Raw genomic sequence first — 948 nt, 5'->3', positions numbered from 1 at the left:
TGATTATTCGCTCGTAATTGCACTAGCAGTCGCAGACCTATGCACCACCCCTGTCGCATTAAGTGCACCACCTAACTCTTACCAGAATAATAGCCAATCATGATAGTCATGATTGGCTAAATAATTCCCTTATTTTATTCTGAAATTATCAGTACCCATATCTATATCGATTCTATTATGTACTATTCTATCAAGCAGAGCTTCTGTCAATGTTGACTTATGCAGCTTATCATACCAGTCTTCAGTTGGATACTGACTACAGAAGATAGTTGAACACGTATCATGTCTTACTTCCATTAATTCTGAAATGAACTGCTTATCCTGATCACTCATTTCATACATCAACCATTCATCCAGTATCAAAAGTTCATACTTGGCATACTTCTGCACTGCCTGGGATAGGCTCTTTCCAGAGTTTCTCATGTTATCATATAGTTCAAGTAATCTAGGAAGTCTAACATAGAATGCCTTATGTCTTTGTTTAATAGCCTCATTAGCTATGGCACAGGCAAGCCATGTTTTACCTGTACCACAGGGACCATGTATAACCAGATTTGTATTCAGATTCATAAAGCTGCATGTAGCTAAAGAAGAAACAAGATCTTTAGTTATGAGTCGATTATCAGTGTAATGAACATCCCTTAGATCCGCTTCTAAATAGCGAAGCTTAGCTCTTTTCTTCAGTTTCTTTACTGCTTCGTTATATCTACACTGATATACCATATCTATAATCATCTTGATTTTCTCATCAAATGATAAAGTGATATAAGTAGTATTAGATTCAACTGTATTTACTGCATCAATGACATCAATAATGCCCATCTCAGATGCTTTTCTTATAGTTTCATTATCAATCATTTTGATCTGCCTCCATAGAATTCAGGCCCTCTTAAATGGCCTGTTGCTTTCTCTTCCTTTTTCATATTTTCCTGTAAATTCTGTCTATCT

Annotated in this window: 1 protein-coding gene; it reads right to left on the bottom strand. The window is 35.9% G+C overall.

From position 1 onward, the window contains the following. Window positions 1-129 precede the first annotated feature (129 nt). Window positions 130-858 (bottom strand): ATP-binding protein, encoded by a 729-nt coding sequence (locus tag DW269_RS12470; RefSeq protein WP_117460334.1) that lies wholly within the window; start codon window positions 856-858, stop codon window positions 130-132. Between the last annotated feature and the right edge of the window lie 90 nt (window positions 859-948).

This window comes from Catenibacterium sp. AM22-6LB, assembly GCF_003435615.1.
Lineage (GTDB): Bacteria > Bacillota_I > Bacilli_A > Erysipelotrichales > Coprobacillaceae > Catenibacterium > Catenibacterium mitsuoka_A.
Note: the sequence above shows the minus strand (reverse complement) of the source record. Positions and strands in the feature narration are given on the sequence as shown.

Excerpts from the sequence above, each read along its gene's own strand:
- DW269_RS12470 (WP_117460334.1), bottom strand. The coding sequence starts at position 858 with ATGATTGATAATGAAACTATAAGAAAAGCATCTGAGATGGGCATTATT.